This window comes from Streptomyces sp. UG1 (assembly GCF_049974585.1).
Classification (GTDB): domain Bacteria; phylum Actinomycetota; class Actinomycetes; order Streptomycetales; family Streptomycetaceae; genus Streptomyces.
The window spans coordinates 23405-30920 of sequence record NZ_JBNGGG010000071.1; the positions used below are offsets into that span (position 1 = coordinate 23405).

At 69.3% G+C, this 7516-nt stretch carries 8 protein-coding genes; 5 read left to right on the top strand and 3 right to left on the bottom strand.

Annotated elements, in window-relative coordinates; genetic code table 11:
* Window position 1 precedes the first annotated feature (1 nt).
* Window positions 2–769, bottom strand: coding sequence for an enoyl-ACP reductase FabI (gene fabI / locus ACP4J3_RS47685; RefSeq protein ID WP_426543983.1), 768 nt, complete (start codon window positions 767–769; stop codon window positions 2–4).
* A 5-nt stretch (window positions 770–774) separates the two neighbouring features.
* Window positions 775–1479 (bottom strand): 3-oxoacyl-[acyl-carrier-protein] reductase, encoded by a 705-nt coding sequence (gene fabG, locus ACP4J3_RS47690; RefSeq protein WP_426543985.1) that lies wholly within the window; start codon window positions 1477–1479, stop codon window positions 775–777.
* Window positions 1480–1719: 240 nt separating this feature from the next.
* Here fabG and ACP4J3_RS47695 point away from each other — a divergent pair, with 240 nt between their 5' ends.
* The 3 genes from ACP4J3_RS47695 to tyrS all read left to right on the top strand — a co-directional run bounded on the left by ACP4J3_RS47695 (window position 1720) and on the right by tyrS (window position 5978).
* Window positions 1720–3243, top strand: a complete 1524-nt coding sequence (locus ACP4J3_RS47695) for a TldD/PmbA family protein (RefSeq protein WP_426543987.1) — start codon at window positions 1720–1722, stop codon at window positions 3241–3243.
* Window positions 3240–4643 carry a metallopeptidase TldD-related protein gene (locus ACP4J3_RS47700; RefSeq protein WP_426543989.1) on the top strand — a complete coding sequence of 468 codons (1404 nt, stop codon included), beginning with the start codon at window positions 3240–3242 and terminating at the stop codon, window positions 4641–4643. Before ACP4J3_RS47695 ends, ACP4J3_RS47700 begins: the two co-directional genes overlap by 4 nt.
* Before the next feature lie 66 nt (window positions 4644–4709).
* Window positions 4710–5978 carry a tyrosine--tRNA ligase gene (tyrS, locus tag ACP4J3_RS47705; RefSeq protein WP_426543991.1) on the top strand — a complete coding sequence of 423 codons (1269 nt, stop codon included), beginning with the start codon at window positions 4710–4712 and terminating at the stop codon, window positions 5976–5978.
* 116 nt (window positions 5979–6094) lie between these two features.
* On the opposite strand, the gene ACP4J3_RS47710 is transcribed toward tyrS, so the two are convergent.
* The gene (locus tag ACP4J3_RS47710) at window positions 6095–6376 is read right to left on the bottom strand and encodes a GlsB/YeaQ/YmgE family stress response membrane protein (RefSeq protein WP_426543999.1); all 282 of its coding nucleotides are present in this window, start codon (window positions 6374–6376) and stop codon (window positions 6095–6097) included.
* Window positions 6377–6620: 244 nt separating this feature from the next.
* Between ACP4J3_RS47710 and ACP4J3_RS47715 the strand changes: the two genes are divergently transcribed.
* Together ACP4J3_RS47715 and ACP4J3_RS47720 are read left to right on the top strand one after the other, a co-directional pair.
* Window positions 6621–7019 carry a DUF3099 domain-containing protein gene (locus ACP4J3_RS47715; RefSeq protein ID WP_426543993.1) on the top strand — a complete coding sequence of 133 codons (399 nt, stop codon included), beginning with the start codon at window positions 6621–6623 and terminating at the stop codon, window positions 7017–7019.
* 213 nt (window positions 7020–7232) lie between these two features.
* Entirely contained in the window at window positions 7233–7457 is a 225-nt protein-coding gene (locus ACP4J3_RS47720; RefSeq protein WP_426543995.1) for a hypothetical protein, read from the top strand.
* Window positions 7458–7516: the final 59 nt, after the last annotated feature.

Sequence of the window (7516 nt, forward strand, 5' to 3'; positions counted from 1 at the left end):
GTCAGGCGCCGATGGCGTGCAGGCCGCCGTCCACGTGGATGATCTCGCCGGTGGTCTTGGGGAACCAGTCGCTCAGCAGCGCGACGATGCCCTTGCCGGCCGGCTCCGGGTCCTTGAGGTCCCACTCCAGCGGGGAGCGGCTGTCCCACACGGAGGCCAGGTCGCTGAAGCCCGGGATGGACTTGGCGGCCATGGAGCCGATCGGGCCCGCGGAGACGAGGTTGCAGCGGATGTTCTGCTTGCCCAGGTCGCGCGCCATGTAGCGGCTGGTGGCCTCCAGGGCGGCCTTGGCCGGGCCCATCCAGTCGTACTGCGGCCAGGCGTACTGCGCGTCGAAGGTGAGGCCGACGACCGAGCCGCCGTTCTGCATCAGCGGCAGACAGGCCATGGTCAGCGACTTCAGGGAGTACGCGGAGACGTGCATCGCGGTGGCGACGGACTCGAACGGCGTGCTGAGGAAGTTGCCGCCGAGCGCGTCCTGCGGTGCGAAGCCGATGGAGTGCACGACGCCGTCGAGGCCGCCGAGCTCCTCCCCGACCAGGTCGGCCAGGCGCCCGAGGTGCTCGTCGTTGGTCACGTCGAGCTCGATGACCTTGGTGGGCTTGGGGAGCTTCTTGGCGATGCGCTCGGTCAGCGTCGGCCGCGGGAACGCGGTCAGGATGATCTCGGCGCCCTGCTCCTGGGCCAGCTTGGCGGCGTGGAAGGCGATGGAGGACTCCATCAGCACACCGGTGATCAGGACGCGCTTGCCCTCGAGAATTCCGCTCATGGTTGTCAGTGACCCATTCCCAGTCCGCCGTCAACGGGGATGACGGCTCCAGTGATGTACGAGGCGTCGTCCGAGGCGAGGAACCGCACCGTCGCGGCGATCTCCTCCGGCTGCGCGTACCGGCCGAGCGGGACCTGCGACACGATGTTCGCGCGCTGCTCGTCGGTGAGCACCTTGGTCATGTCGGTGTCGACGAAGCCGGGCGCGACGACGTTGAAGGTGATGTTGCGCGAGCCCAGCTCACGGGCGAGGGAGCGCGCGAAGCCGACCAGGGCGGCCTTGGAGGCGGCGTAGTTCGCCTGGCCGGGGCCGCCGAAGAGCCCGACGACCGACGAGATCAGCACCACGCGGCCCTTCTTGGCGCGCAGCATGCCGCGGTTGGCGCGCTTGACCACCCGGAAGGTGCCGGTGAGGTTGGTGTCGACGACCGAGGTGAAGTCCTCCTCGGACATGCGCATCAGGAGCTGGTCCTTGGTGATGCCGGCGTTGGCGATCAGCACCTCGACGGGGCCGTGCTCGGCCTCGATCTCCTTGTAGGCCTGCTCCACCTGCTCGGTATCGGTGATGTCGCACTTGACGGCCAGGAAGCCGGCCGGCGGCTCACCCGAGCGGTATGTGATCGCGACCTTGTCGCCGGCGTCGGCGAAAGCGCGGGCGATGGCGAGGCCGATGCCCCGGTTGCCTCCGGTGACGAGAACCGAGCGGCTCAACGGATCACCCTTTCGATAGGGGTCTGGCACATCCGCCCGAGCGGCTGGCTGACAGGCGGCTTCACCGAAAACCTATCGGTCCCCTCCCGGCGACGGACATTCGGGCGCCCACAGTGGCTTACGGGAGTCACTGTCGGGTCTCTACAGAAAGCGGCCGACTCCAGCCGGAAACGTGTGGTCCACTGCCCGGCCCGCGCGCGATGATCGGGACCGACAGGCCACGACAGCAGGGAGACCTCCGTGCCTCATACGATCGATGAAGCCTTTACGGCGCTTCCGCTACGCGCCCTGGCCGACGCCGCGCTCGCACGCGCGCGTGCGCTGGGCGCCGAGCACGCGGACTTCCGGTTCGAGCGGGTGCGCAGCGCGTCCTGGCGGCTGCGGGACGCCAAGCTCGCCGGGTCGTCGGACACCACCGACCTCGGGTATGCGGTGCGGGTCGTGCACGGCGGTACGTGGGGATTCGCCTCGGGTGTGGACCTGACGCTCGACGCCGCCGCCAAGGTCGCCTCGCAGGCGGTGGCGATGGCGAAGCTGTCCGCCCAGGTGATCAAGGCCGCCGGGTCGGACGAGCAGGTGGAGCTCGCCGACGAGCCCGTGCACGCCGAGAAGACGTGGATCTCGTCGTACGAGATCGATCCGTTCACTGTGCCCGACGAGGAGAAGTCGGGGCTGCTGGCGGACTGGAGCGCGCGGCTGCTGGCGGCGGACGGCGTCAATCACGTGGACGCCTCGCTGCTGACCGTCCATGAGAACAAGTTCTATGCCGACACCGCCGGGACCGTGACCACCCAGCAGCGGGTGCGGCTGCACCCCCAGCTCACCGCCGTGTCGGTCGACGAGTCGAGCGGTGAGTTCGACTCCATGCGCACCATCGCGCCACCGGTCGGACGCGGCTGGGAGTACCTCACGGGCACCGGCTGGGACTGGGAGGGCGAGCTGGAGCGGATCCCGGGGCTGCTCGCCGAGAAGATGCGGGCGCCGAGCGTCGAGCCGGGGCCGTACGACCTCGTCGTCGACCCCTCCAACCTGTGGCTGACCATCCACGAGTCCATCGGCCACGCCACCGAGCTGGACCGCGCCCTCGGCTACGAGGCCGCCTACGCCGGCACCTCCTTCGCCACCTTCGACCAGCTCGGCAAGCTCCGGTACGGCTCGGACCTGATGAACGTCACCGGTGACCGCACCGCCGAGCACGGCCTGGCGACGATCGGCTACGACGACGAGGGCGTCGCGGGCCAGTCCTGGGACCTGGTGAAGAACGGCACCCTGGTCGGCTATCAGCTCGACCGGCGGATCGCGAGGCTGACCGGGTTCGAGCGGTCCAACGGGTGCGCGTTCGCCGACTCCCCCGGGCATGTGCCGGTGCAGCGCATGGCCAACGTGTCGCTGCAGCCGGATCCGGCCGGGATGTCGACGGAGGATCTGATCGGGAGCGTGGACCGCGGGATCTATGTCGTGGGTGACCGGTCCTGGTCGATCGACATGCAGCGCTACAACTTTCAATTTACCGGGCAGCGGTTCTTCAAGATCGAGAGCGGGCGGATCACCGGGCAGCTGCGGGACGTGGCCTATCAGGCGACGACCACCGACTTCTGGGGCTCGATGGCCGCGGTGGGCGGTCCGCAGACCTACGTCCTCGGCGGCGCCTTCAACTGCGGCAAGGCCCAGCCGGGGCAGGTCGCGGCCGTTTCGCACGGGTGCCCGTCGGCCCTCTTCAAGGGCGTCAACATCCTTAACACCACGCAGGAGGCCGGTCGATGAGCGCTCACTCCGACAAGGCGAGCAAGCCGCACGAGATCGTCGAGCGGGCCCTGGAGCTGTCGCGGGCGGACGGCTGTGTCGTCATCGCCGACGAGCAGTCGACCGCCAATCTGCGCTGGGCGGGCAACGCGCTGACCACGAACGGCGTCACGCGCGGGCGCACGCTCACCGTCGTGGCGACCGTGGACGGCAAGGAGGGCACCGCCTCCGGGGTGGTGTCGCGCTCCGCGGTGACCGCGGACGAGCTGGAGCCGCTGGTGCGGGCCGCCGAGGCCGCCGCGCGCGGCGCCGGGCCCGCCGAGGACGCGCAGCCGCTGGTGGCGGATGTACCGGTGGCGCCGGACTTCACGGACGTCCCCGCCGAGACGTCGTCCGCCGTGTTCGCCGACTTCGCCCCGGCGCTCGGCGAGGCGTTCGCACGCGCGCGTGCGGGCGGGCGGGAGCTGTACGGCTTCGCCAACCACGAGCTGGTGTCGACGTACGTGGGCACGTCCACCGGCCTGCGGCTGCGGCACGACCAGCCCAACGGGACGCTGGAGCTGAACGCCAAGTCGCCCGACCGCACCCGCTCGGCGTGGGCCGGGCGCTCCACGCGGGACTTCAAGGACGTGGACCCGACGGCGCTGGACGCCGAGCTGGCCGTACGCCTCGGCTGGGCCGAGCGGCGCCTGGAGCTGCCGGCGGGCCGGTACGAGACACTGCTGCCGCCGACCGCCGTGGCCGACCTGCTGATCTACCAGATGTGGTCGGCGTCGGGGCGGGACGCGGCCGAGGGCCGCACGGTGTTCTCCAAGCCGGGCGGCAACACGCGCGTGGGCGAGCGGCTCAGCGGACTGCCGCTGACGCTGCGCAGCGACCCGAACGAGCCCGGCCTGGAGTCCGCGCCCTTCGTGATCGCGCACTCCTCCGGGGGCGACACGTCGGTGTTCGACAACGGGTTGCCCCTCACGGCCACCGAGTGGATGCGCGAGGGCGAGCTGCAGCACCTCACGACCAGCCGGCACAGTGCGGGGCTGACCGGGCTGCCCGTGGCGCCGGGGATCGAGAACCTGATCCTGGACGGCGGCGAGGACCGCTCGCTCGAGGAGATGGTCGCGAGCACCGAGCGCGGGCTGCTGCTGACCTGCCTGTGGTACATCCGCGAGGTCGACCCGGCGACCCTGCTGCTGACCGGCCTGACCCGGGACGGCGTCTACCTCGTCGAGAACGGCGAGGTGACCGGCGAGGTCAACAACTTCCGGTTCAACGAGTCGCCGGTGGACCTGCTGGGCCGGGCGTCGGAGGCGGGGCGCACGGAGAAGACGCTGCCCAGGGAGTGGAGCGACTGGTTCACCAGGGCGGCGATGCCGCCGCTGCGGGTCCCCGATTTCAACATGAGCTCTGTCAGTCAGGGCGTATAACCTCGTAGGCGTTCGCAATCGGCTGTCATCCGACCGGCCGAAGATCATCGAGGAGACACGAGAACCGTGACGGACATCGTCGACGAGCTGAAGTGGCGTGGCGTGATCGCCCTGTCCACTGACGAGGACGCATTGCGCAAGGCGCTCGCGGACGGTCCCGTCACGTTCTATTGCGGTTTCGACCCGACCGCGGCCAGCCTGCACGTCGGCCACCTGGTCCAGGTCCTCACCATGCGCCGCCTCCAGCGGGCGGGCCTGCGCCCGCTGGCGCTGGTCGGTGGTGCCACGGGCCAGATCGGCGACCCGCGCCCGACGGCCGAGCGCACGCTGAACGACCCGGAGACGGTCGCGAACTGGGTGACGCGGCTGCGCTCGCAGATCGAGCCGTTCCTGTCCTTCGAGGGCGACAACGCCGCGGTGATGGTGAACAACCTGGACTGGACGGCCGGCCTGTCGGCCATCGAGTTCCTGCGGGACATCGGCAAGCACTTCCGCGTCAACAAGATGCTGACCAAGGACTCGGTCGCCCGTCGGCTCCAGTCCGAAGAGGGCATCAGCTACACGGAGTTCAGTTACCAGCTGCTGCAGGGCATGGACTTCCTGGAGCTGTACCGGCGGTACGGCTGCACGCTCCAGCAGGGCGGCAGCGACCAGTGGGGCAACCTCACGGCCGGTCTTGACCTGCTCCACAAGCTGGAGCCGCACGCGAGCGTGCACGCGCTGGCGACGCCACTGATGACCAAGGCGGACGGCACCAAGTTCGGCAAGACCGAGGGCGGCGCCATCTGGCTCGACCCGGAGATGACGACGCCGTACGCGTTCTACCAGTTCTGGCTGAACGCGGACGACCGGGACATCTCGACGTACATGCGGATCCTGTCCTTCAGGTCGCGTGCGGAGCTGGAGGAGCTGGAGAAGCAGACGCAGGAGCGCCCTCAGGCGCGTGCGGCGCAGCGTGCGCTGGCCGAGGAGCTGACGACGCTGGTGCACGGCGCCGACCAGACGGCCGCGGTGATCGCCGCGTCCCGCGCGCTCTTCGGGCAGGGGGAGCTGGCGGAGCTGGACGACCGGACGCTGGCAGCGGCGCTGTCCGAGGTGCCGCACATCCAGGTGGAGCGGCTCGGCCCGGTCGTCGACCTCTTCGCCGAGGTCGGGCTTGTGGCCAGCAAGTCGGCGGCTCGGCGCACCGTGAAGGAGGGCGGGGCCTACGTGAACAACGCGAAGGTCGCCGGGGAAGATGCCGTGCCGGCGAAGGAGGATCTGCTGCACGGGCGGTGGCTGGTGCTGCGGCGGGGCAAGAGGAACCTGGCAGCCGTTGAGGTCACCGGGGCGTAGCGTTTTTCGGGTTTCGCCATAGGGGTGCGGTGATCTGCGGGCCGCGGCTTCGTCGTGGCTGGTCGCGCAGTTCCCCGCGCCCCTGAGGGACGTCTCCACTGCACGGCGTTGTTAACTCACGCCCGTTGCTGTTTCCTCTTGCCCAGCGTCGCCAGGTACAGCATGTCCCCCACATACACGATGATCACCGCCGCGACGATCTGGAAGGCGTGCCTGCTCCAGTCGATGCCGCGGGTCGACTCGACGCCGAACGCTCGGGCGACGGAGTTGCCGACGATGGCGCCGAGCATGCCGAAGATGGTGGTCAGCCAGAGGGGGCTGTGCTGCTTGCCGGGGATGAGCGCCTTCGCGAGCAGGCCCAGCACAAATCCCACGATGATCGCCCACAACCAGCCCATGGCTGCCTCCTCGTACGGCTCGGGGTGAGCAGTACGGCCAGTCTTGGCGCGGCCCCGGTACGCCGCATGCCAGGTACCGCCGTACGCGTTATGGCCCATCGCGTTCCCCCAGGTGGCAGGGGCCCCGGTCTCGTGGACGGCGGAGACGAGGCGTAACGTGGAGGGTGTCCTGGCCCGGGTCCCCGACGGGGGCGGACGGGTACGGGCAGGGGGAGAGTCCGATGCGGGCGGATGGTGGAATGTGATGCGGAAGCTGCGCTCGAGCGGCCACTCCGAGGTGTTCCGGATCACCGGGGCCCGGGCGAGTCTCGAGGAGGATGTGCGCGGCCGGCAGCGACGGTACGTCATCTCGATGTCGATCCGGACGCTGTCGGTGATCCTTGCGGCCTCCCTGTGGAACGTCGAACGGCACGTCGCGATCGTGGCGTTGGTGCTCGGGGCGGTGCTGCCGTACATCGCCGTGGTGATCGCCAACGCGGGGCGCGAGAATGCGCCGTCTCTGCCGTCGACCTTCGTGACCGCACATGTGCGACCGATGATCGCGCCACCGCGGACGAATGACGGTTTCGCGGAATCCGTCCCGGAAGATGTGGCGGGTGACTCGGAACCCGGCGCACAAAGCAAACCCCGTGACGGGGTGTGATGCGGCGGACGGGTTCGTTCCGGAAGTCGACTCCGCGCCAAGCTCAGGAAAAGCTCAGATCAATAGTGTTGTTCCGGTGCCGGGCGACGGGTTACCCGTGACATACTTCGTAGGCGCTCCGCATCCCCCGTCGGAGCGACGGACCGACGCCGGGCAGCTCCCCCCGTGGCTGCTCGGCGTCGCCTTTTTGTGCGCGACTTGTGAGACGTATCTGTGAGTGACACACCTATCTGTTCTGCCAAGGGTTGCCGGGCCGACGCCGTGTGGGTGCTGGCGTGGAACAACCCGAAGATTCATACGCCGGAGCGGCGAAAGACATGGCTCGCGTGCGAGGAGCATCGCGAGCATCTGTCGCAGTTTCTCGGGGTGCGGGGGTTTTTGAAGGACGTTGTCCTGCTGACGGAATGGGAAGAGGCTTCCTCAGCCACCGATGGCTGACATCGGCCGGTCCGGCTGCACGAACGACGGATCGTCCAGGCCCGCTCCCGCCTTCTTGC